Origin of the sequence: Nocardia sp. NBC_00511 (assembly GCF_045161165.1) — a bacterium.
Classification (GTDB): Bacteria; Actinomycetota; Actinomycetes; order Mycobacteriales; family Mycobacteriaceae; genus Nocardia.
Genome location: NZ_CP107849.1, coordinates 8,567,572 through 8,588,504, shown reverse-complemented (window position 1 = coordinate 8,588,504; position 20,933 = coordinate 8,567,572). Strand labels below are relative to the sequence as shown.

The window sequence follows — 20,933 nt, the reverse complement described above, 5'->3', positions numbered from 1 at the left end:
TCTCGATTCCTTCCATCGTCGCAGGTCATGGGGGCCCGAACGTACTCTGCCACAATACTTTCGGTCAACCGACCGGGGCGGGCTCGAAGGCATTCTGTAGGAAAATACGAAGGATGCCAGGAGGCGCGCCGAACACCCTGGATAATCGAACAATCGGCTGCGGTGCCGGTAATTGCTGCGCCATCATTCGGAACGTGGTGCGGTTCGTTCAGAGCCGTTATTCACGCCTGTTCCAGGAGGCTTCACATGCAAATGCGCTTTTCGCGCCCCTCCCCCGGCCCCGATTCCACTCCGGCCGCCGGCCGGCATCCGGTCGACGAAATCCCCAGGCCCCCACGATTGGCGCTGCTCGGCCTGCAGCACCTGGCGATCATGTACGCGGGCGCGGTCGCCGTCCCCCTACTGGTCGGTGGCGCACTCGAGCTGCCTGCCCACACCATCGGCCTGCTCGTCAACGCGGATCTCCTCGTATCGGGCATCGTCACGATCATCCAGGCGGTCGGCATCGGGCGCGTGCTCGGAGTCCGACTACCGATCGTCGCAGGCGCCACCTTCACGGTGGTCTCGCCGATGATCCTGATCGCGCAGGAGTTCGGCGGCGGCGAGGCCGGACTGCCCACCGTCTACGGCGCGATCCTCGTCTCCGGCGTTTTCGGACTCGTGATCGCGCGGTTCTTCGCCAAGGTGGTGCGGTTCTTCCCGCCGCTGGTGTCGGGCTGCGTGATCTGTGTGATCGGCCTGTCGCTGATCGGCGCGGACGCCGGGCTGATCGCCGGTGACAATCCGGAAGCGCCCGACTACGGCCAGGTTTCGCATATCGCGCTGGCCGGGCTGGTGGTGCTGCTGATCGTCCTCATCCACCGTTTCACCCGCGGTCTGATCAGCCAGCTGGCCGTGCTGATCAGCATCGCGGTCGGCACCCTGGTGGCCTGGCCGATGCACCTGCTCGACATGTCCCACGTGGGTCCGGCGGGCTGGTTCGCGGTCTCGAAGCCGTTCATCTTCGGCGCGCCCGAGTTCCATCTCGGCGCGATCATCTCCATGTGCGTGGTCATGCTGGTGACCTTCACCGAGTCGACCGCCGATATGGTCGCCGTCGCGGAGATGGTCGACAAGCAGCTCGAACCGCCCGATCTGGCGCGCGGCCTGGCCGCCGACGGATTGTCCGCGGTGCTGGCCGGTTTCATGAACTCCTTCCCCGACACCGCATTCGCCGAGAACGTCGGCCTGGTCGGCTTGACGGGGGTGCGCAGCCGCTGGGTGGTCGCGGTCTGCGGCGGATTCCTGGTGGCGCTGGGCCTGATTCCGAAGGTCGGCGCGGTGGTCGCGGCCCTGCCCGGCCCGGTGATCGGCGGTGCGGCCACGGTCATGTTCGCCATGGTCACCGCCGTCGGGCTGCGGGTGCTGCACAAGGTTCAGTTCGAGGGGACGAACAACATGCTGATCATCGCCGTGACGCTGTCGGTGGCGCTGCTGCCCGCGGTCGCGCCGACGATCTACAAGCAGTTCCCCACGGACTTCCAGATGATCGCGGGCAGCCCGATCACGTCCGCGGTGGTCGTGGTGTTCGTACTGAATCTGGTGTTCAACCATTGGGGTTCGGGTAAGCCGCAGGTACCGGAGCAGACTCCGGAACCCGAGCGCCCGAGCGTCGAACCTCAGGAGACCCCGCAAGTCTCGTGATGGATCGCGCATCCGTGCGCGAGCAACCGCCGTCGACCTGCCGGGGTCGGCGGCGGTTGCGTTTTTCCGGCCGCGAACCATTGACCGAGTCACGGTGTCTCACTACTTTTAGTGGGACAGCACGTCCCACTCGGTCATCCGGCAAGGGAGCCATCACATGGCTGAAAACTCCGCACTGCATCCCCCCAGGTGGGCCCCCGCCGCGATTCGATGGCATCGCACCCCGGTCACCTGGTGGCAGTCCTGGCGGCTGGCGCTCGGCGTGCTGCCACGGGTCCGCGATCACACCGTCCTCGACTACGCCTCCGCCCTGCCCGGCGACGACGATGTGATGGTGGCGCGAGTTCCCCTAGCGCGCTTCGTCATCGTGCGCAGCCCGGAGCTGGTGCGGCAGGTCCTGGTGACCAACCAGAACAACTACCTCAAGAGCCCCGAGTACGACATGCTCGCCGTCGCGTTCGGCCGCGGCCTGGTCACCGACTTCAACGACGAACAGTGGCAACGCAATCGGCGGCTGGTGCAGCCGATCTTCGCCAAACGCAATGTGGACGGCTTCGCCCCGGTCATGGTCGCCGCCGCGCAGGACGCGGTGGAGCGCATCCGAACCCTCAGCGCCACCGGCGAAATCGTCGATGTGGGCGCGGAGATGAACCGCCTCACCCTGGATGTCACCTCCCGCACCATGTTCGGCACCGATATCACCGGCCCCATGTCCGAGGTGGTGCTCGAACGCCTGCTGCGCTTCTTCGGCCGCGGCTTCATGACCAACCTCAGCCATCCGCTGCACAACATCTCGGCCTGGGTGATGCAGCGACGCGGCGTCACCGATCCCGCGAATTCCCGTGTCCCACTGCGCATCATGCGCCGGGCGGGCTGGCTCATCGAACCGCGCGCCATGCGCGATCTGCGCCACGCCGAGCAGGTGGTGGACGGGCTGATCGCCGATCATCGCAGCGGCCGCATCGACCGCGGCGACAACCTGCTGTCCCTGCTGATGGACGCCGAGGATCCCGAAACCGGTTACCGCTACACCGATCAGGAGATCCACGACGAGCTGATGACCTTCATCGGCGCCGGAATGGAAACCACCGCAACGGCTTTGAGCTGGGTCTGGCAGCTGCTGTCGGAGAATCCGGAGGCCCGGGCCCGGTTGCGGGAGGAGGTGCGCACGGTACTCGGCACCCGCGGGGCCACCGCCGCCGACCTCGACCAGCTGCCCTGGACCCAGGCCGTGGTCTCCGAGACCATGCGCCTGCTGCCCCCGGTGATCGGATTGGCAAGGACCGCAAAGGATCACGACGTCCTCGGCGGCTACGCGATCAAGCCCGGGACCACGGTCGCGGTCATCCTGCACGCCCTGCACCACCACCAGCGGGTGTGGGAGCGCCCCGACGAATTCGATCCCGGCCGCTTCCTGCCCGAGAACCTGGCCCGCGAGCAGAAGCGCGCCGCCATCCCGTTCGGCGCGGGCAAACGCATGTGCGTCGCCTCGGGTTTCGCGAGTATGGAGGCCGCCCTGGTGGTCGCGACCTTCGCCCAGCACCTGGAATTCGACGCCGTCGCCCCGCGCCCACGTCGGCAGATCTCCTTCACCGGCGGCCCGGACGGCCCGCTGCCCATGCGGCCGCGTTTCCTCCCGCAGCCCCGGCGCATCGACGCGGCCGTATAGTCGGACCTCGTGAAACCGCCCGTGGACCTGCGCCCGCACCGTCGCAGGCGCGCGGGCGGTCAGCGCTGGCACGAACACAATTCCGCGCGCCGCACCGCCATCCTGGCGGCGGCCATCGCGCTGGTCGAGGAGCTCGGACCCACCGCGGACATCTCCACCCAGCAGATCGCCGAGCGGGCCGGGCTGGCCCGCTCGGTCATCTACCGCCAGTTCGACCATCGCGAGGATCTCGACAATCACGCCCGCGAATTCGTCTTCGAGCACTACCTCGCCGAATTCGAGTCGGTGCTGGTGCTCGATCCGGGCAGGACCGCCGAGGAGATCATCTTCGAGGTGATGTCGACGGTGGTCCGCTGGACCACCGAGCACACCAACCTCTACCGCTTCGGCCAGCTCGGACCGCTGCCCGGGCAGTCGGCCGACTCGCTGTGCACCTTCCGCGAGCGCATCGCCGACACCCTCTGGGAACGATTCACCACCGTCACCACCATCCTGGGCATCGACGCCGAACCCTTCCACCCGCTGGTGCACGGCCTGGTCGGACTGGTGGAAGGCGTTGTGGCCCAGCACCTCTCCAGGTCGTCACGCCCCGATCAGGACACCATCGCGCGACTGCTGACCTCGTCGACCTGGTTCCTGCTCGACGGCCACGCCCGCGACCTCGGCTACACCTTCGACCGCACCGCCACCGTCGGGGTACTGCTGGGTGAGCTGCTGGCCACCGCGTCCGATCGCACCGCCGAATCCTGATCGTCGGCGCGGGCGTAATGCTGTGCCAGCGCCGCGCAGGTGAACAGCTGGATCTGATGGAACAGCATGAGCGGCAACACGATCAACCCCACCGGATGCCCGGCGAACAGCACCGAGGCCATGGGCAGCCCGGTGGCGAGGCTCTTCTTCGATCCGCAGAAGGTGACCACGATGCGATCCGCCCGCGAGAACCCGAACAACCGGCTCCCGAAGGTGGTGGCGGTCAACACGATCGCCAGCAGCCCCGCGCACACCAGCACGGTGGACAGCAGCACCCGGGCCGAGAGTCCGTGCCAGATCCCCTCCGTCACACCGGCGCTGAACGCCGAGTAGACGACCAGGTACACCGACCCGCGATCCACCGTCTTGGTCGCGCCCGGATGCGCGAGCAGCCAGCCCAGCCGCGGTCGCAGCAGCTGCCCGGCCAGGAACGGCAGCAGCAGCTGGACCACGATCGCCAGCAGCGCCGACGGCGAAACATGCACTCCCGCCGTGGTGTTCATGAACGCCATCACCAGCAGCGGTGTCGCGAACACGCCGACCAGGTTCGACAGTGAGGCGCTGACCACCGCGCCCGCCACATTGCCGCGCGCCATCGCGGTGAAGGCGATCGAGGACTGCACCGTCGAGGGCACCAGACACAGGAACAGCACCCCGGTGTACAGCTCGGGCGTCAGCACCGAGGGCACCAGGAACCGTAATCCCAAGCCCAGCAATGGGAACAGCACGAAGGTGGCGCTCAGCACGGTGGCGTGCAGTCGCCAGTGCCGCAGTCCCGCGACCGCCTCCTTGGGTTCCAGGCGCGCGCCGTAGAGCAGGAACAGCACCGCGATGGCGATCTTGGTAGCCCAGCCGAGTACGTCGGCGGCCGTCCCCCGGGCGGGCAGCAGCGCGGCCAGGGCGACCGTGGCGAGGATGCCCAGCATGAACGAATCGATGCGGAGTTTGGCGAGGAGCTTCACGTCTCGACGGTATGAGCTCGAGTATTGATCGCGATAGGCGTTCGATTCGATATCTCCTATCGGCAAGCGCGATAATTAGTGGATGTTCGATCCCGAGCTGCTAAATACCTTCCTCGCCGTCGAGCGCGCGGGCGGTTTCACCGCCGCGGGCCGCCTGCTCGGCCTGCGGCAGTCCACCGTCAGCGGTCACATCGCCCGCCTCGAACAGGCCGCCGGGCGCGAACTGTTCCGCCGCGACACCCGCAATCTGGCCCTGACCGCGGACGGCGCGGCCATGATCGGCTTCGCCCGCACCATCCTCGACGCGCAGGCCCGGGCCCAGGCCTACTTCTCCGGTTCGACCCTCACCGGCCGCATCCGGCTCGGGGCCTCCGACGATGTGATGGCGCGCGAACTGCCCGACATCCTGGTGGATTTCCAGCGCACCCACCCCGGCATCGACCTGGAACTGACGGTCGGTCTCAGTGAGACCCTCAAGACCCGCATGTCCGCGGGCGAACTCGACCTGGTCTTCGGCAAACGCCTGCCGGGCGAACGGCACGGTGAATTCCTCTGGCGCGACCGCCTGGTCTGGGCGGGACGTTCCGCCACAACGGAATTCGAGGATCCGATCCCGTTCGTCACCTACCCCGCGCCCAGCCTCACCCGCCAGCTCGCCCTGCGGGCCCTGTCGCACGCGGGGCGCACCCACCGCGTCACCTGTGTCAGCGACAGCCTGCTGGGCCTGCGCGCCGCCGTGCTCGCGGGCCTGGGCGTGGTCGCGCACGCCGAGAGCGTGCTGCCCGACGGCCTGGTGGCCCTGGCCGATCCACGCCTGCCCGAACTCGGTGAACTGGATTTCGTGCTCATGCATCGCCGCAGCCGCCCGGCCGCGCCGGAACAGGCGCTGGCCGAGGCGATTACCGTCGCGGCCCGGCAGCTGGGCCGCAATACCCGCGAATAGCGTTCAGAGCTGGTACTTCTCGATATCGAGCTCCGGATGCGGTTCGCCGCTGGCCGCGCTGAACGCGGTCAGCGCCCGCACCAGCCCCGACCGGTCCGCGGCGGGCATCCGCTCCACCACGGCCGCGATCTCGCGGCGCCGATGCTCGATCACCTCCGCCACGATCCGGCGCCCGCGTCCGGTCAGCGCGATGATCAGTTCGCGGCGGGAGTCCGGATTGGGTTTGCGGTCCACGAGTTCCGCGGCCACCAGCCGATCCACCATGCGCGCCGCGGTCGAGGGCTGCACGGCCAGCGCGTTGGCCAGCGTCGCCACCTTCGACGGCCCGCGGGTGGACAGCAGCATCAGGGTCCGGAACTGCGGCACCGTGATCGACTCGTCGACCAGGGAGATCGACCGCGTCGACAGGGCCACCAGCACCCGGGACGCGGCCAGCAGCCCGTCGGCGATCTCGTCGACGGATTCCACGACCATCGCGTCCTTGCTCACCAAGACCACCTCCGCCGATCTCTCCCTGTGCCGTCACCCCGGCTCTCGAGTTTCCCCCACATCCTGCCGTCCGCCCGGGCCCGCTGTACATCGAAGGCCCGCCGCCGTGTCGGCGAAACACAGGCATATAGCAACTGTTGCACAGTGCTTCATTCATGTAGGGTCCCGCTGCGTGGGAGTTCGTGCAGCGCTCGCGCTGAATTCGGCCGGGCGCCGGTGGGGGTTGGTCACGGCGATCGGCGTGGTCGCGGGGTATGCGTCGGTGCTGCTGGCCAACCCGCGCCACTTCTATACCGACGACACCGAGGCCCAGTACGGCCCGATGTGGGTGATGCTCGGACGGCATCTGCGCGACGGCCGCTTTCCGGCGCTGGTGCCCTGGGAATGGATGTCGGGCAACTATTCGATGGAGGAGGCGGGCCTCTACAACCCGCCGCAACTGCTCGTCGACCTGATCGCCCCGTCCTTCGACAACCTGGCGCTCTACGTCACCGTGGTGAAGCTGATCTTCTCGATCATCGCCGCGCTCGGCGTGTACCGCGTCGCCCTGGCCTACCGGGCGAGCGCACCGTGGGCGGCGGTCGCCGCGGTGGCCTTCCCGCTCTCGGGCTGGTTCCTGTTCTTCGACGAATCCAGTTGGGCCACTTCGCTCACCGGCACCGCGTGGATGCTGCACGCCTGGGCCTCGGCCGTGCGATACCTGCGCCCCGGCGACGAGCGGCGCGGCGGCCCGATCCCGGTGTTCGTCTTCCTCTACCTGGCGATTTCGGTCCAATACGTCTTCCCCGCAGTCGAATCCGCGCTGATGATCGGCGCGGTGGCACTCGGCGAGGTGATCACCCGCCGCGCCTGGCGACCGGCCGCGCGCCTGCTGATGGTGGCCGCCTGCGCCGGGCTCGCCGGGCTCGAGACCTACCTGCCGGGCATGCTGTCCTCGCCGGTGACCTGGCGCGGCAACGAGCGCATCCTCGGCGACGACTTCCTCACCGTGCCGTGGTCGGAATCGCTGAATGCCAGTCTGCCCAGCACAGTTCCGGCGTTCACCGGCTGGTGGGGCTATGTGCAGCCGCTGCCCATGGTCTACATCGCCTGGTTCGCCGTGCCCCTGCTGGCCTTCATCGACTGGGGCGCGGTCCGCCGCTCCGGCCGGGATCTGATCGGCCCGGCCCTGTTCACCGTGATCTTCCTGATGTGGACCGCGGGCCCCGGCCGGATCGGCCCGCTGCGCTGGCCCGCGCGGGTGCTGCCGATGTTCGCGGTCGGCGTGCTGGTGCTGGTGTGCGTATTGCTCAGTCGCTACGGCGTTTTCACGCGGTGGCGGCACAGGTCGGTGGCCGCCGCACTGCTGCTGGGATTGCTGCTCGTCCGGTCGTGCTGCGCCGCACCGCATCTGGCGTCGCGACATCTACTCGCCGTCGCGGTGGTCGCGGCACTCACCGCGATCCTGGTGTGGCTGGCCGGAACCCGTGGCGTGGCGGCGGCGTGCGCGCTGGCCATCGTGTCGATGTTCCCCATCGCCTACGGCCAGGTGCGCGCCCAGGGCGCGACCCCGCTGTCCTACCACTTCCCCGAGCGCCGTTCGGACATGCGCGCGCGATTCCCCCACTTCGACGGTGTGACACTGCAACTGGCCGATCGCGCCCTGGTGCCACCGGACGAGCAGAGCGGCACGGGCGCTTGGGGTTCGCTGGCCTTCGGCAACTACGCCAAGAACATGGGCCTGAACTACGTCAACGCCTACACCCCGATCGGCTACCGCGAGTTCAGCAGGCTGCTGTGCATGGGCTGGGACGGCAGCACCTGCCCGGCCGCGTTCGGCACGGCATTCTCGACCGAATCCACCACGGGCCGCACGATCGTCGATCTGATGAAGGTGGATCGTGTTGTGCTGCAACGCGCCCAGTACCCGGACGCCGACAGCAGTCCCGCACCGCCGGGGTGGCGATGGGTCGACTATCCCGGTCACGAACGCTATATCGAGGTCCTCGAACGCGAAGGCGGCCCGATCTCGGAGCATCCCGGCCCCGCCGCCGCGCAAGACGTGCAATTCACCCAGATCGGACGCGACAGCGTCACCAGCCATCTGCGCGTGAGTTCCGCCACCGGAGGCAGTCTGGTGTTCGCCCGCCTTGCCTGGCCCGGCTACCGGGTCACCCTCGACGGCCACGACATCGGCTTCCACACCGTCGCCGATATCTTTGTCGCCGTGGATGTTCCGCCCGGCACGCAGGGCGGGGACCTGGTGGTGGCGTGGCGTCCGCCCGGCTGGAAGATCGGGATCGGGGCCGCGCTGGCGGGTCTGATCGGTTTGGGAATTCTGCAGTTCGGGTACCGACGCGAGTGGGAGCGAATCGCTATCACCGGGACGGAATTCCTCGATGACGAACTCGCCCACCAGGTCGAGCAATTGCGAACGGCCCCGGTCTGAGCGGTAGGGTACCGACAGTCCGGTTCGGGGTCGGACGGTGCGAAGCTTTCGAGCTGAAGCCTCTCGGGTTCAGCACAACTCAGTTTGCGGGACCAGGATCCGACTTCCGAGGTGGCTTGACTGTTGACCGGTGTGCGAACGAGTAACCATGTGACAGTGGGCGATTCACGCGATCGGAGCGATCCGATCTGGAACGGGCGCACCCTCATCGTGCTCGCTGTGTGGGCGGCGCTGTCGATCACGCTCGTCTTCGCCACCGTCGACCCGTGGCTCGACCAGGTCGGCATCCTGGCGGGCGGCTTCGACGTGCACGTCTACCGCGACGGCGCGTGGAAGATCGTGCACGGCCACCCGCTCTACACCGAGCCCACCCACCGCGGCCTGTCCTACACCTACACGCCGTTCTCCACCCTGATGTTCCTGCCCATCGTGGCGGTCCCGTGGGGCGCGGTCACCAATTGCTGGCTGGTACTGAACGTTTGCGTGCTCTACGGCTGCGTGCTGCTGTGCTGGCGCATCCTCGGATACCGGTTCACCGCACGGCTCGCGGGCGTCAGCGCACTGGTCGCGGGGGCCGCGGTATTCCTGGAACCGATCCGCACCACGCTGTACTACGGGCAGATCAACTTGATCCTGATGGCGTTGATCCTCTGGGACTTCTCACGCGCCGACCGCAGCCGATTGCGCGGCTTCGGCGTGGGCGTGGCGGCGGGCATCAAACTGGTGCCGCTGTTCTTCGTGCTGCAATTCGCGGTACTGCGCCAATGGCGTTCGGCGCTGGTCGCGGTGGCCACCTTCCTGTCGACCATCGTGGTCGCCGGACTCGTATTGCGTTCGGACTCACGGCAGTACTGGACCTCGACGTTCTTCCAGTCCGATCGCATCGCCCCCGACACCCAGCCCGCCAACCAGTCGATTCGCGGCGCGATCGCCCACTTCTCCGGTCATCAGGTGCCGCAGTGGCTGTGGCTGCTGATCGCCGCGCCGGTCGCGATCCTCGGCCTGCTGGTGGCCGCCGAGCTCGAGCGCCGCGGCGAACGCCTGCTCAGCGTCGCCTACACCGGCCTGACCTCGTGCGCGGTGTCCCCGTTCTCGTGGAATCACCACTGGGTGTGGCTGCTGCCGCTGTTCGTGTACCTGATCCATCGCGCCCGCACCAGCCCGCGCTGGTGGGGCGCCGCCGGGCTGCTCTACATCGCGACCGGGGCCTGGGCGTATCACTGGAACCCGCACTGGGTCGTGGTCGGCTGGTTCCTGTTCCCGCCGTCCTGGCCGATCTCGCCGATCCTGCTGAACTGCTACCTGCTGGTGTACGTGATCATCACAGGCTGCCTGATCTGTTATGGAAGATTCTCCGGACCTACATCGCATTCGGCGGCCGCAGAGGGAACCCCCTGAGGGCAGACCTTTCGCGAGCGATCACCGAGGAGGGCGCCATGAAGGCACCGGTATGCATGGATTGCTGGCGGCGTGAGAACCTCACGTTCGCGCAGCGGCTGGACCCCGCGTTCATCAAGCCGGGTCCGAAGTTCCGGTGTGCGATCCACCAGGCCATGGTGGATGCCGACCGTCCCGACAGCGGCGGTCACGCCACCCCGCAGGCCGCGTGAGAGTCCGGGTCTCGTCGTCGCCGGTCAGAGCGCCGTGACGACGAGACCCGTTCGGGCACTGTATTTCTCGCCCCAGTCGTAGAGCGCGGTCAGCACCGGGATCAGGGTGAGCCCCTCGTCGCTGAGCTGGTAGTCCACCCGCGGCGGGACCGTGTCGAACACCGTGCGCCGCACCAGCCCGTCGGATTCCAGTTCGCGCAGCTGCTGGACCAGCATCTTCTCGCTGGTGTCGGGCATCAGCCGGCGCAGTTCGCCGTAGCGGTGCACGCCCTCCTTGAGGTGGGCCAGGATCACCGGTTTCCATTTGCCGCCGATCAGATCGACGGTCACCTCGACCGGGCAGTGGTAGCGCTTCGCGGACATGTCGCCTCCGGTACTTACCGAAAAGTGCGTTCTTGTAACACTGTAATCATGGGTCTTTCATGAAATCCCATGAAGGTCATTACATTCGACAGTTTCAAGCCCGGCGTCACCATGGAGACCATCACTCCGTTCCTACCCGAAGAGGTCGCCAACGTGTGGCGGCTGTGGAAGGCTGGCATCGTCCGGGAGAACTATGCCCGGGCCGACGAGCCCGGGGTGGTCATCGTGTTCGAGGTGGACAGCGTCGAGGAGGCCAAGCGCTATGTCGAGGACTTCCCGCTCACCAAGAAGGGTCTGCTGGAGTGGACCTACCTCCCGGTCATCGCGCCGTTGCCGCTGGAGGCCCTGATGGCCGACACGGTGGATGTCTCCGAACCCTACGACCGGACGAGGTGAGCTGTGCGGACCGCTTACGGCCTGACCATTCCGCAAACCGTCGCGGATGCCTGTGATCCCGCGCGGATGGCGCTGCTGATCTACGACATGCAGGTCGGCATCGTGAGCCAGCTGTCCGACGGCGATCACATCGTCAAACAGTGCCTGCGGCTGCGAGATGCCGCGCGGGCCAGGGGTTTCCGCGTCTTCTACACCCGGCACCTGTCGATACCGCCTGCGGCCGCGGGTGTTTCGCAGTTGCGCACCGCCATGGAGTGGCAGCGGGTGGACGATCCGGCGGCGGTGCGCGCGGCGTTCCCGCAGGGTTCGCCGCAGTATCAGCTGGTGCCCGAGCTCGCGCCGGGCCCGGACGAGGTGGTGTTCGACAAGATCACCATGTCGGCGTTCCTGGGCACGCCGCTGGATATCGCGCTGCGCGATCTGGGTATCGACACCTTCGCGGTGGCGGGCATCGCCATGGAGGTCGGCATCGAACCGACCGTCCGGCATGCGGTCGATCTCGGCTATCTGCCGATCATGGTCACCGACGCCTGCGGTGCTGGTCATGCCGAGGCCGCCGAACGTTCCACGGCCGCGCTGGCTTTCGCCGGAGGTTCGCGGACGGTCGGCACCGAGACCCTCGTCGACCTGATGGCAGGCGCTGACCTGGCGTGATTCCCGAACGGTGGCATCTGCGCCACCGGCACGACAAACTGAACCTGTGAATCGTGTACGACCCGAGCTGTGGTGCGCCGAGGGGGATCCGCGGTGACGGCGCTCGCCCGCGGTGAGAACCGCCCCGCCCCCGCCGACCGGATGACCGTGACCGTGCGGTCGTCGGTCGGCGTCGACGTCTCGGCCCTGCTACTGGGCGCGAACGGCAAGGTCCGCTCCGACGGCGATTTCGTGTTCTTCAACCAACCCGTCGGCCCGGGCGTGGTCTACCGGCACGGAGGCGGCGCGGGCGACATGGTCGACGTGCAGACCTCCGCGCTACCCGCCGACGTGGACAAGGTCGCGATCACCGCGAGCCTCGACGGCAGCGGGCCCGCCACCTTCGCGGGGGCGAGCTCGCTGCTGGCGACCATCGGATCCGACTCCGGCACACTGACTTTCCAGCTGACCGGGCTCAGCACCGAAGCCGCCGTGGTCTGCGTGGAGATCTACCGCCGCGGCGACGCCTGGAAGGTGCGCGCGGTCGGCCAGGGCTACGACGACGGGCTGGCCGGTCTGGCGGCGGCGTTCGGCGTGAACATCGACGACGAGCCCGAACCGCCCGCCACGCCACCGCAGAACTACCAACCGGCACAGCCGAATCCGCCGATGCCACCACCCCAGCAGTCCGCGCCCGCGCCGGGTTATCAAGCACCGCCGCCGGGTCAGCAGAATCAGCCGTACGCGCCGCCGCCGGGTGTTCCGGCCCAGCCGTATCAACCGGCTCCGACTTATCAACCGGCGCAGTCCTTCCCGCCGCCCCAGCCCTATCAACCGGCGGCTCCGATCCCGCCGTCTTCGATGCCGCAAGGAGTGCCGTCCGTGCAGAGCGAGCTGTTCCAACCGATTCACGCCGAAGTCGACGGTCCCGGCATTCAGAAGCAGGGCAGCAAGATGATCCGGGTCGCCGTGAACGGCGAGACCCTCGCGCGCGCCGGTTCGATGGTCGCCTACCAGGGCGATCTGCATTTCAAGGCGCTCGGTTCCGGCGGCATCGGCCGCGCCATCCAGCAGCGTCTCACCGGCGAGGGCGTCCCGCTCATGCAGATCTCCGGTCGCGGTGATCTGTTCCTGGCCAACGCCGCCGCCGATGTCCACGTGGTGGATCTGGACGGCACCGACGGCCTGACCATCAACGGCGCGAACGTGCTGGCCTTCGACAACTCGCTGACCTACAACATCCAGCGGGTGCAGGGCGCGGCCGGTTACGCCAGCAACGCGGGCTTCTTCAACTGCGTGTTCTCCGGTCGCGGCCGCATCGCCATCACCACGCACGGTCAGCCGGTGGTGCTGAACGTGGATCAGCCCACCTACGCGGATCCGCAAGCCGCCGTGGCCTGGTCGTCGAGTCTGCAGACCGGGATCAAGCGCAATGACTCCTTCGGTTTCAGCCGCCTGATCGGCCGTTCCACCGGTGAGGGCCTGACGCTGTCGTTCCAGGGCCGCGGTTTCGTGATCGTGCAGCCCTCGGAGTTGCCGCCGGGTGGTTTCATCGGCGGGACCGGCGGCGGTCAGGAGGCGGGCCAGAGTGGCGGCCTGCTGGGCGGGTTGCTCGGGTAGCGTCGGGGTGACCGTCTCGTCTGCCGGAGGTGCCGTGCGCTCACTGACCCGAGTTCTGCTGCTCATGCTCGCGCTGGTCTGCGGCATCGCCATGGCTCCCACCCAGGCCATGGCGGACGCGACCTTCGATGACGCCACCGCCGCGAAGATCGACGATCTGATCGCCACCCGCACTGCCGCGGGCAACGCGACGCCGGGCGATCTGATCGCCCAGCTGTCGAGCCGCCTGCTCGGCACCCCCTACGGCGCGGACATGCTCATCGGTTCCGCGACCCAACCCGAGCAGCTGGTCATCGACCTGCGCCGGGTGGACTGCTTCACCTACCTCGACTACGTGGAGGCGGCGCGGCGCTCGGGTGATCGAAACCAGTTCACCCAGAACCTGATCAATGCCCGCTACGCCGGTGGCCAGGTCGACTTCCTGCACCACAAGCACTTCTTCACCGACTGGGCCCGCGTCGACCGCACCGCCGCCACCGACATCACCGGCTCCCTGAGCTCCGGCGCGGTCACCCTCACCAAGCACCTGAACGCCAAGGGTGACGGCAGCACCTACCTGCCCACCCTCCCGGTGGTCGACCGCGACATCACCTACATCCCGAGCAACGCCTTCACCAATTCCGTGATCTCCCAACTCCATACGGGCGACTACCTGGGCGCGTACGCCGACGCCCCCGGCCTCGACGTCACCCACGTCGGCATCTTCATCTCCACCCCGAACGGCCCGATGTTCCGCAACGCCTCGTCGCTGGACGCGAACATGCAGGTGGTCGACACCCCGCTGACCCAGTACCTGAACACGGTGCCGGGCCTGGTGGTCCTGCGCCCGAACTCCTAGGGCCGCCGCAAACCCCCGCCTCGGCCTCGGCACAGCAGCAATCGACAAGGAGACTATTCGAGTCGCTGCCAGATGTTCCATGACGAACTGTGACCGCAGGCAACATCTTTCACCGCCCGCCTGTAGAACGCCTTGGCCTGGCACTCGTCGCTACAACAGGCGTGCAGGTGCATTCCTCGACGGGCTTCTCCGAGGTCGGGGCACTCACCGGCCGGGGCCGGATGAGGGTTACGGATCGCAGCCGACATCGTCCACCATCCGAAAGGCCCGCGTCGGGAACAGGATGACGTTCGAGCGGTCCCGGCCCTCGTACTTGTCGTCCTCGACGGTGATGATGCGCGACGCCGCGGCTTGCCGGGAGCATTGGTCCGGGCAGCAGTCGCGGTGAATCACCATGGCTTCCAACGCTTCGGCCGCCGTCATCTCGATGTCGTTGTCCCGGATGTGGCAGTCTTCCAACCTGGCCAATCGAGGGCCATAGAATTCCATCGCCCCGTCTCCTCGTCCTCGGTACGCGGTTTCATACGTGCGGCATGACCATCGCGGCAGGGCTCTCCGCCGCCCATCCCCATCCGTTCGCTTCGGCTATTTCGCTGAGTTGCGCTCTCGCGCCGCAGGATTGACGCGTTCCGGCATTGCCCGCAACGCAATGCCGGTGCCGATCGAGTTCGATCCGCACGTTGTTCTCGTTCGCCAGGTGCTCGGAGTCCGGCAATCGGTAATGGCTCGGACGCGAGACCGTTCCGGCCATGGTTCACGACGCCAATCGAGCGGCGGCAGTGCGCGCGGCGGCGAAGTCCCAGCCCGGATTGCCCAAACGCCGGTTCTCACTACAGATCTCGAGTAGTTGGGCCAGGCGTCCACAATCGGGCAATTCGCATCCGACGTGGACCGTCAGCATGCTTTCGACGGTCCCGGGAAACATCATGGCCTGATAGATCTTTCCGCGGTCGTGGGACACGACGCTGGGGCGATCGGTCACGATGACCTCCGGTGTCGCCCATGACCGGTGGCGGCGAGCTGATGTTCGAGCGACTCCCGACCGCGAACCCTGATCGAGACCAGGTGGGTATCGTCGTCGTCGCGAAGGCGCTTCTCGTAGTCGGCCACGCCGCTGATGTCCTCGATGAGGACGCCCACGACAATGATCAACGTTACCGAGATCAACAGTGTCAAAACCCAAGCATCCCAAGTCATTACGACTCCTAGTGCTTTTCGGATGAATCCCCGAGCGACGACCTTTCTCGTTATCGCCGCCAGGCGCTATGAATTAAGTACACACCACATCGTGCCCAAAAACTGCTCCCGACGTGCATCTAGTCAAATATCATCGAATGCACTTGACGTGCACAGTCGCCACGAACACTGCACGTCGCAGGCAGTGCACGCAGCGACCTCACCGAATACGTGCACCACCCTCAATAACCTCCACTTCAGATAGCGAGGCTAAGAAAAATGAGCGGATCAACGGTCTCTCGCCTGGATTTCGGCAACTACATGCGAGAGCTACGGACGAGAGCGCCCAGATCGGCAGTGTTGGCTGCGGCCAACCACATTGGCGTTTCTCGGCCGGTAATTGATCGCCTAGAAGACGGGGCGACCAACCGCCTCGGCAACCTGCACATCAACGCCCTGCTGGAGTTCTACAACGCCGACGCAGAGGCACGAGAGAAGGCGTGGATGCTGTGGGAGGAGGTCAGGGCCGAGGAGAAGCGCGCCAAGGGCGGGGACGGACAGGGCAACATCTGGAAGGCATACAAGGACCAGATCGCGCCGAACACAGGCAAGTTTCTTCGACTGGAGGGCGCTGCCACTCGGGTCATTTCACACAATCCGGTAATCCTGCCCGCGATGATTCAGACCTCCGACTACCGCCGAGCACTCGATCGCGGAGCTAACCCGAATCTCTCTCTGGTAGATCTTGAACGGCGAATCGAACTGACTGCCAAACGTCAAGTACGCCTGAATGATTCAACGTTCCACTATGAGGCGTTGCTCTGCGAGGCCGTGTTTCGGAATCGCGCCGGTGGCCCGACGGTGATGCGCGCGCAGCTGGAGTGGTTGGCCGAAGTCGGCGAGCGTGACAACGTCGAAATCCGAATCGTGCCGCACTCGGCCGACGCCCATCCAGGTTTGGCGATGCAGTCGTTCGACTGGCTCGAGTTCTCGGCGGGCGCAAGTGGCCTCGCGTTGCCGACCGTCGTATACGCGGAAGGTGCTATTGGGTCGGTCTTCCACGAGCATGACGAAGAGGTCAACCGATATCGACAGGCCATCGAGGGTATCCGCGCTGTAGCGTTGGGGAAACAAGACACCAGGAACCTGGTGCTCGAGATCGCGAAGGAGTACGCGGCGTGAACAAGCCGGTCAAGGGCGAGTGGTACAAGTCGAGCCGGTCCAACACTGGCAATCAGTGTGTGGAGATCTTCCACGCTGACAATGTGACGTTGGTCCGGGACACCAAAGACGATGGCCGGGGACCAATCCTGACGTTCCCCGCAAGCGACTGGGCGAAGTTCGTCGACAGCCGCGTCTGGGAGCGCTGACACCCCTCCGAACGCAGAACGCCCATCCGCCGTCTGGATAGTGGCGTTCTGGTGTTCAGCGTTCCAGCATCCGCCAAAGCCCTGCTTCACGCGGTCGCCCAGCGACTCAGACCAGATCCACTCGCACCCCGGCGTCGCGAATTGCGTTGACGGCGTCGGGATTCGCGTCCTTGTCGATGACGAGGACGTCGATGGATTCGATCGGGCAGATGCGCGCCAGCGCGGTGCGTTCGAGCTTCTCGGCGGTCGCGACCGCGACGACTCGGCGGGCGCGGCGCACCATTTCGGCGTTGACCCCCGCCTCGTCGAGGTGGCGGCACTGCGCGCCGCCCTCGGCGGAGATGGCCCCCACCCCGAGAATCAGGGTGTCCAGCCGCAGTTCGGCCAAGGCCAGCTCGGCCAGCGGCCCGTGCAGTTCATAGGATTCGCGCCGGGCCATGCCGCCCAGGCAGATGGTCCGCAGATGCGGGCGCAACACCATTTCACCGGCGATATTGAGCGCGTTGGTGACGATGGTGAACTCGCTGTCGGCGGAGGTGGGCAGATCGCCGCGTCCGGCGATGGCGCGGGCGACGGCCGTGGTGGTGGTGCCACCGTTGAGCGCTACCACTTCGGCCGGATCCACCAGGGCCGCAGCGTGTTCGGCGACGCGCTGCTTGGCCTCGTCGGTGCCGCGATAGCGGGCGGGCAGATCGTAGGCGACCGAGGTGGCGACGATGCCGCCGTGGGTGCGGGTGGCCAGCTGTTGTTCGGCGAGGGCGGTGAAGTCGCGCCGGACCGTCGCCGCGGAGACGGCCAGGCGTTCGGCGGCCTCCTCGACCGAGAGTCGCCCGGTCTCGGTGAGCAGTTCCAGCAGGCGATTCCAGCGCCGGGACCGATCGGCGGGTGCGGTCATTTGACGCTGCCGGCGGTGAGGCCGGCGACCAGGCGCTTCTCGATGAGCGCGAACAACACGACTACGGGCACGATGCCGACGGTAGAGATCGCGAAGACATATTGCCAAGCCGTGTCGTACTGCCCGACGAACTTGGTCAGCGCCACCGACAGCGGCTGATTCTCCGGCGTGGTGAGAATGACCAGGCTGGCGGCGAATTCGTTCCAGCAGGACACGAACGCGAAGACGGTCGCGGTGACGATGCCCGGCCACACCAGCGGCAGCGAGACCCGGGTGAGGATCTGCCAGCGGTTGAGCCCGTCGAGCTGCGCCGCCTCCTCCACCTCGATCGGAATCCCGGCGAAGAAGCTGTGCAGGATCCACACCGCGAACGACAGGTTGAAGGCGGCGTTCACCAGGATCATGGCCAGCCAGGTGTCATTGATGCCGAGTACGAAGAACTCCCGGATCAACCCGGTCACCAGCACCGTCGGCTGCAACATCTGGGTGACCAGCACCAGCCCGAGGAACAGTGCCCGCCCCGGAAACCGCCGTCGCGCCGTGTAATACGCGGCGGGCACGGCGACCAGCAACACCAGCAGCGTGCCGAACACCGAGATCACCAGCGTGCTCACCAGGTTGAACGGCAGCGGCGTCTCGGGGGTGTGCCACATGGTCGCGTAGTTGCCCGGCACCCAGTGCTCCGGCAGATACGTCGGCGGGATGCGCAGGATCTCCGAGCGCGGTTTCAGCGACCCGAACACCATCACCAGGTACGGCAGCAGGAACATCAGAGCGATCACCGCGCCGATCACGGTGAGCCCCCAGCGTTTTCGCTTCACCGCGCCTCCTCCCCCGCCGGGCGGATCAGCTTCACGTAGATGGCGATGATCACCAGGATCAGCCCGAAGTTCAGCACGCTCATCGACGCGGCCGTCGCGACCTGCTGGTTCTGCCGAATCAGCTTGAACGTCAAGGTCGTGGTGGTGTCGGCGGAGAACCCCGCGATGCTGCCGGTGAGCACCTGGAGAATCGGCAGCGAATTGAACGAGTTGATGATGTTGATGATGGTCGCGACCGCCATCGCCGGACGCAGTTGCGGCAGCGTCAGATACAGGTAGCGCTGCCAGGAACTCGCGCCGTCCACCCGCCCCGCCTCGTCGATCTCACCCGGGATCGATTGCAGCCCGGCCAGAATCGTGTAGGTCGTGAACGGGATGGACACGAACACGGCCACCCCGATCGCCACCAGGAACGCGGGACCGGCCTGCTTGGTGAACCCGAAACCCCGGTCCAGCACACCGATGTCGACCAGGAACCGGTTGGCGATGCCGACGTCCGGGTCGAGCATGTACTCGAAAATGGTGGTCGTCATGACCACCGAGGCCGCCCACGGCACCAGTATCGCCAGCCGGACCGCGGTGCGCCCGGGGAAGTCCTGGTTCAGGAACTGCGCCAGCGCGGCCGATGCCACCAGCGTGATCACCACGACCGCCAGCACCCACACCACCGTGTGCACCAGGATCGAGCCGAGCTCGTCGATGGCGAACAGCCTGCGGAAGTTGGCGAATCCGGCCGGGCCCCGGTCCTGCCCGTAGGCGCTGAGGTCCCGGGTGGAGGTCCACAGCATGTATCCGGCGGGGAACGCGACGATCGCCGCGATCAGGATCAGCACCGGTCCGATCCACGGCAGCGCGCGCAGCGATGCCGTGGATCGTTGGCGGGCAACGACTCTCAATTCGCGGCCTGCTGGATCTTCTGGAGTACGGCGGCCGGATCGCCGCCCTGCGTGATGGTGCCCATCTGCTGCTGGATCGCGCCCTGCGCCGCAGCCCATTTCGGGTTGTTGCTCGGATAGAACTGCGCCACCGGCAGGGTCGCGGCGAACGCCTTGGTGACCGGATCGTCGGCGAGCGCGGCCGCCCCGCTGTTGGTGATCGGGATGAAGTGTTCGCTGCTCACGAATTTGGCGTAGACGCTGGCCGAGTAGAAGTAGCTGAGGAACTTCTTGATGGCGGCGGTCTTGGTGCCGTCCTTCTTGAACGCCATCAGATGATCGGCGACACCGAGCGTGACGGGTGTGCCGGTCTTGGTCGGCGACGGGGAGGTCGCGTACTTCAGCCCCGGATTCTTGGACGCGATCTGGGTGATGGTCGGCGGCAACCCCTCGATCATGCCGATCTTGCCCTGGATGAACGCGTTGATCACGTCGAGCCGATTGGTCGCACCCGGATTCTGTTCGGTGGCACCGGTTTCCGCGATGGCCTTCATGGCCTGCACACCCTCGAGGTTCTGCGGGGTGTCGACGGTGACCTTGGTGCCGTCACTCCACGCGCCGCCCGCGCCGAAGGTCCAGATGGAGGTCTCGGCCTGCGGCTCCTCACTGCCCAGCGGCAGCCCGTAACCCGAGACGCCGCCGAGCGCCTGGATCTTCTTGGCATCGTCGGTGAGTTCGCTCCAGGTCTTGGGCGGGGCGGCGATCCCGGCCTTCGCGAACAGATCGGTGTTGTAGAAAAGCGTGCGGGTGGAGGCGAAAAGCGGTAGTGCCCACTGGGTTCCGTTGATCGACGCGTTCTTGGCGAAGGCGGGCTGAATATCATTGATGACCTGCGGGTCGGCGATGTCGGTCGCGGAGTACAGCTGGCCGTCGGTGGCGAAGGTGGAGTAGGCGTCGATATTGAGGATGTCGGGCGTGGTGCCCTTGGACTGCAGCTTGGTGCGGACCACCTCGTTGATCGAATCCCAGGACTCCATCGAGAGTTTGACCTTGATATCCGGGTTCGCCTGCTGGAAGTCGGCGATGATGGCGTCCCATTCGGCCTTGGTGCCATCGCTGTAGGTGGGTGCCAGGAAGGTCAGCGTGTTGGGGTCCGACTCGTCGGAGCTGCTCGAGCCGAATCCGCAGCCGGATACCGTCAGGACCAGACCGGCGACCGCGGCCACCGAGGAAAGCGCGCCGCGCAGTGCATGTTTCACGAGCGGGACCTCTCAATCTCCACACCGCGCGCAACGAATCGCGGATGATGGGATGAACGATTCGGATTGTCCGAATCTAACGCCAATGCTGCGCGAATGTGATCGTTTGAGTCGTTAAATTGACATGAACGATCACCGGGTTGATCCTGGGTG

General features: G+C 66.6%; 23 protein-coding genes. 13 read left to right on the top strand and 10 right to left on the bottom strand.

What is annotated here, in order from left to right; all coding sequences use genetic code 11:
• The first annotated feature begins 246 nt into the window (after positions 1-246).
• The 3 genes from OG300_RS39800 (at position 247) to OG300_RS39790 (ending at position 4,102) form a co-directional block, all read left to right on the top strand.
• The gene (locus OG300_RS39800; RefSeq protein ID WP_405490225.1) at positions 247-1,683 is read left to right on the top strand and encodes a nucleobase:cation symporter-2 family protein; all 1,437 of its coding nucleotides are present in this window, start codon (positions 247-249) and stop codon (positions 1,681-1,683) included.
• 157 nt (positions 1,684-1,840) lie between these two features.
• On the top strand, positions 1,841-3,352 hold the full coding sequence (locus OG300_RS39795; RefSeq protein ID WP_405490223.1) for a cytochrome P450: 1,512 nt from the start codon (positions 1,841-1,843) through the stop codon (positions 3,350-3,352).
• A gap of 9 nt (positions 3,353-3,361) precedes the next feature.
• Positions 3,362-4,102 carry a TetR/AcrR family transcriptional regulator gene (locus OG300_RS39790; protein WP_405490221.1) on the top strand — a complete coding sequence of 247 codons (741 nt, stop codon included), beginning with the start codon at positions 3,362-3,364 and terminating at the stop codon, positions 4,100-4,102.
• Here the strand turns inward: OG300_RS39790 and OG300_RS39785 are convergent.
• A complete protein-coding gene (locus OG300_RS39785) occupies positions 4,018-5,064 on the bottom strand; it encodes a bile acid:sodium symporter family protein (protein WP_405490219.1) in 1,047 nt (348 codons plus the stop codon). The genes OG300_RS39790 and OG300_RS39785 overlap by 85 nt on opposite strands.
• Positions 5,065-5,146: 82 nt before the next feature.
• Here OG300_RS39785 and OG300_RS39780 point away from each other — a divergent pair, with 82 nt between their 5' ends.
• The gene (locus OG300_RS39780; RefSeq protein WP_405490217.1) at positions 5,147-6,007 is read left to right on the top strand and encodes a LysR family transcriptional regulator; all 861 of its coding nucleotides are present in this window, start codon (positions 5,147-5,149) and stop codon (positions 6,005-6,007) included.
• Between the two features lie 3 nt (positions 6,008-6,010).
• Here OG300_RS39780 and OG300_RS39775 read toward each other — a convergent pair whose 3' ends face one another.
• Positions 6,011-6,481, bottom strand: coding sequence for a MarR family winged helix-turn-helix transcriptional regulator (locus OG300_RS39775; RefSeq protein ID WP_405498844.1), 471 nt, complete (start codon positions 6,479-6,481; stop codon positions 6,011-6,013).
• Positions 6,482-6,668: 187 nt separating this feature from the next.
• Between OG300_RS39775 and OG300_RS39770 the strand changes: the two genes are divergently transcribed.
• The 3 genes from OG300_RS39770 to OG300_RS39760 all read left to right on the top strand — a co-directional run bounded on the left by OG300_RS39770 (position 6,669) and on the right by OG300_RS39760 (position 10,534).
• Complete coding sequence (locus OG300_RS39770; RefSeq protein WP_405490215.1) at positions 6,669-8,924, top strand: hypothetical protein; 2,256 nt, start codon at positions 6,669-6,671, stop codon at positions 8,922-8,924.
• Positions 8,925-9,080: 156 nt separating this feature from the next.
• Positions 9,081-10,322, top strand: a complete 1,242-nt coding sequence (locus OG300_RS39765) for a glycosyltransferase 87 family protein (protein ID WP_405490213.1) — start codon at positions 9,081-9,083, stop codon at positions 10,320-10,322.
• 38 nt (positions 10,323-10,360) lie between these two features.
• Positions 10,361-10,534, top strand: a complete 174-nt coding sequence (locus OG300_RS39760) for a hypothetical protein (RefSeq protein WP_405490211.1) — start codon at positions 10,361-10,363, stop codon at positions 10,532-10,534.
• Positions 10,535-10,558: 24 nt separating this feature from the next.
• On the opposite strand, the gene OG300_RS39755 is transcribed toward OG300_RS39760, so the two are convergent.
• The gene (locus tag OG300_RS39755) at positions 10,559-10,897 is read right to left on the bottom strand and encodes a winged helix-turn-helix transcriptional regulator (protein WP_405490209.1); all 339 of its coding nucleotides are present in this window, start codon (positions 10,895-10,897) and stop codon (positions 10,559-10,561) included.
• A 69-nt stretch (positions 10,898-10,966) separates the two neighbouring features.
• Here OG300_RS39755 and OG300_RS39750 point away from each other — a divergent pair, with 69 nt between their 5' ends.
• From OG300_RS39750 to OG300_RS39735, 4 genes are all read left to right on the top strand, one after another.
• A complete protein-coding gene (locus tag OG300_RS39750) occupies positions 10,967-11,293 on the top strand; it encodes a hypothetical protein (RefSeq protein WP_405490207.1) in 327 nt (108 codons plus the stop codon).
• 3 nt (positions 11,294-11,296) lie between these two features.
• Positions 11,297-11,947: a cysteine hydrolase family protein gene (locus tag OG300_RS39745; RefSeq protein ID WP_405490205.1), complete on the top strand. Its 651-nt coding sequence runs from the start codon at positions 11,297-11,299 to the stop codon at positions 11,945-11,947.
• A gap of 141 nt (positions 11,948-12,088) precedes the next feature.
• Positions 12,089-13,546 (top strand): AIM24 family protein, encoded by a 1,458-nt coding sequence (locus tag OG300_RS39740; RefSeq protein ID WP_405498843.1) that lies wholly within the window; start codon positions 12,089-12,091, stop codon positions 13,544-13,546.
• Between the two features lie 64 nt (positions 13,547-13,610).
• Complete coding sequence (locus OG300_RS39735; protein WP_405498842.1) at positions 13,611-14,384, top strand: DUF1460 domain-containing protein; 774 nt, start codon at positions 13,611-13,613, stop codon at positions 14,382-14,384.
• Between the two features lie 228 nt (positions 14,385-14,612).
• Here the strand turns inward: OG300_RS39735 and OG300_RS39730 are convergent, their stop codons facing one another.
• The 3 genes from OG300_RS39730 to OG300_RS39720 form a co-directional block, all read right to left on the bottom strand.
• Positions 14,613-14,873 carry a hypothetical protein gene (locus OG300_RS39730; RefSeq protein ID WP_405490203.1) on the bottom strand — a complete coding sequence of 87 codons (261 nt, stop codon included), beginning with the start codon at positions 14,871-14,873 and terminating at the stop codon, positions 14,613-14,615.
• A gap of 265 nt (positions 14,874-15,138) precedes the next feature.
• Positions 15,139-15,366, bottom strand: a complete 228-nt coding sequence (locus OG300_RS39725) for a hypothetical protein (protein WP_405490201.1) — start codon at positions 15,364-15,366, stop codon at positions 15,139-15,141.
• Positions 15,363-15,581 (bottom strand): hypothetical protein, encoded by a 219-nt coding sequence (locus OG300_RS39720; protein WP_405490199.1) that lies wholly within the window; start codon positions 15,579-15,581, stop codon positions 15,363-15,365. The genes OG300_RS39725 and OG300_RS39720 overlap by 4 nt, the downstream gene beginning before the upstream one ends.
• Before the next feature lie 258 nt (positions 15,582-15,839).
• On the opposite strand from OG300_RS39720, the gene OG300_RS39715 reads away from it, so the two are divergent.
• Both OG300_RS39715 and OG300_RS39710 read left to right on the top strand, forming a co-directional pair.
• Positions 15,840-16,742, top strand: a complete 903-nt coding sequence (locus OG300_RS39715) for a helix-turn-helix domain-containing protein (protein WP_405490197.1) — start codon at positions 15,840-15,842, stop codon at positions 16,740-16,742.
• Positions 16,739-16,930: a DUF397 domain-containing protein gene (locus tag OG300_RS39710; protein WP_405490195.1), complete on the top strand. Its 192-nt coding sequence runs from the start codon at positions 16,739-16,741 to the stop codon at positions 16,928-16,930. The genes OG300_RS39715 and OG300_RS39710 overlap by 4 nt, the downstream gene beginning before the upstream one ends.
• A gap of 106 nt (positions 16,931-17,036) precedes the next feature.
• Here the strand turns inward: OG300_RS39710 and OG300_RS39705 are convergent, their stop codons facing one another.
• From OG300_RS39705 to OG300_RS39690, 4 genes are read right to left on the bottom strand one after another with little or no spacing between them, the layout of a single operon-like run.
• The gene (locus tag OG300_RS39705) at positions 17,037-17,825 is read right to left on the bottom strand and encodes a DeoR/GlpR family DNA-binding transcription regulator (RefSeq protein ID WP_405490193.1); all 789 of its coding nucleotides are present in this window, start codon (positions 17,823-17,825) and stop codon (positions 17,037-17,039) included.
• The gene (locus OG300_RS39700; protein WP_405490191.1) at positions 17,822-18,646 is read right to left on the bottom strand and encodes a carbohydrate ABC transporter permease; all 825 of its coding nucleotides are present in this window, start codon (positions 18,644-18,646) and stop codon (positions 17,822-17,824) included. The genes OG300_RS39705 and OG300_RS39700 overlap by 4 nt, the downstream gene beginning before the upstream one ends.
• Entirely contained in the window at positions 18,643-19,542 is a 900-nt protein-coding gene (locus OG300_RS39695) for a carbohydrate ABC transporter permease (RefSeq protein ID WP_405490189.1), read from the bottom strand. The genes OG300_RS39700 and OG300_RS39695 overlap by 4 nt, the downstream gene beginning before the upstream one ends.
• Entirely contained in the window at positions 19,539-20,780 is a 1,242-nt protein-coding gene (locus tag OG300_RS39690) for an extracellular solute-binding protein (RefSeq protein WP_405490187.1), read from the bottom strand. The genes OG300_RS39695 and OG300_RS39690 overlap by 4 nt, the downstream gene beginning before the upstream one ends.
• Positions 20,781-20,933 lie beyond the last annotated feature (153 nt).

Bases quoted from the DNA above. Each gene is read 5' to 3' on its own strand.
- OG300_RS39800 (WP_405490225.1), top strand. From the start codon at position 247: ATGCAAATGCGCTTTTCGCGCCCCTCCCCCGGCCCCGATTCCACTCCG.
- OG300_RS39795 (WP_405490223.1), top strand. From the start codon at position 1,841: ATGGCTGAAAACTCCGCACTGCATCCCCCCAGGTGGGCCCCCGCCGCG.
- OG300_RS39780 (WP_405490217.1), top strand. From the start codon at position 5,147: ATGTTCGATCCCGAGCTGCTAAATACCTTCCTCGCCGTCGAGCGCGCG.
- OG300_RS39775 (WP_405498844.1), bottom strand. From the start codon at position 6,481: ATGGTCGTGGAATCCGTCGACGAGATCGCCGACGGGCTGCTGGCCGCG.
- OG300_RS39760 (WP_405490211.1), top strand. From the start codon at position 10,361: ATGAAGGCACCGGTATGCATGGATTGCTGGCGGCGTGAGAACCTCACG.
- OG300_RS39755 (WP_405490209.1), bottom strand. From the start codon at position 10,897: ATGTCCGCGAAGCGCTACCACTGCCCGGTCGAGGTGACCGTCGATCTG.
- OG300_RS39750 (WP_405490207.1), top strand. From the start codon at position 10,967: ATGAAGGTCATTACATTCGACAGTTTCAAGCCCGGCGTCACCATGGAG.
- OG300_RS39740 (WP_405498843.1), top strand. From the start codon at position 12,089: ATGACCGTGACCGTGCGGTCGTCGGTCGGCGTCGACGTCTCGGCCCTG.
- OG300_RS39735 (WP_405498842.1), top strand. From the start codon at position 13,611: ATGCTCGCGCTGGTCTGCGGCATCGCCATGGCTCCCACCCAGGCCATG.
- OG300_RS39730 (WP_405490203.1), bottom strand. From the start codon at position 14,873: ATGGAATTCTATGGCCCTCGATTGGCCAGGTTGGAAGACTGCCACATC.
- OG300_RS39720 (WP_405490199.1), bottom strand. From the start codon at position 15,581: ATGACTTGGGATGCTTGGGTTTTGACACTGTTGATCTCGGTAACGTTG.
- OG300_RS39715 (WP_405490197.1), top strand. From the start codon at position 15,840: ATGAGCGGATCAACGGTCTCTCGCCTGGATTTCGGCAACTACATGCGA.
- OG300_RS39705 (WP_405490193.1), bottom strand. From the start codon at position 17,825: ATGACCGCACCCGCCGATCGGTCCCGGCGCTGGAATCGCCTGCTGGAA.